The sequence below is a fragment of the Mesorhizobium sp. M8A.F.Ca.ET.207.01.1.1 genome, assembly GCF_004794715.1.
Taxonomy (GTDB): Bacteria; Pseudomonadota; Alphaproteobacteria; order Rhizobiales; family Rhizobiaceae; genus Mesorhizobium.
The window spans coordinates 1-370 of sequence record NZ_SRUS01000217.1 but is presented as its reverse complement, the minus strand read 5'-3'; the positions used below and the strand labels follow the sequence as shown (position 1 = coordinate 370).

General features: G+C 67.6%; 1 pseudogene. It reads left to right on the top strand.

Annotation, left to right across the window (positions count from 1 at the left end):
• Positions 1-370, top strand: a pseudogene (locus tag EN850_RS34245) (hypothetical protein); the annotation flags it as partial.

The following is a 370-nucleotide window of genomic DNA, read 5'->3' as shown; positions in this document are numbered from 1 at the left end:
CTCCAACGCCAAGCCGGTCGATTTCCAGGGCCTGTCCGCGTACTCGGCGCCCACCACCGTGGGCAACGTGACCGTGCGTACGCTGGCCATGCCGATCACCGGCACGCCGGGCAACCATGCCGGCATGGGCCACTTCAACTTCGTCAAGGTGGGCAGTGGCGATGTGTGGTTCGGTGAATGGTCCAAGGATGGCGCTGCGGGTGGCTTCAACAACCGCCAGGTGTACTTCGCCGGCGACCGCGCAGGCACCACGTTGCCCAGCGGCACCGCCACCTACGCGGTGGCCGGCCTGAACAAGTTCAACGGCAGCAACCTGCTCAGCGGCACCTTCGCGGCGGACTTCGGCACCGGCAAGCTGACCGGCGGCCTG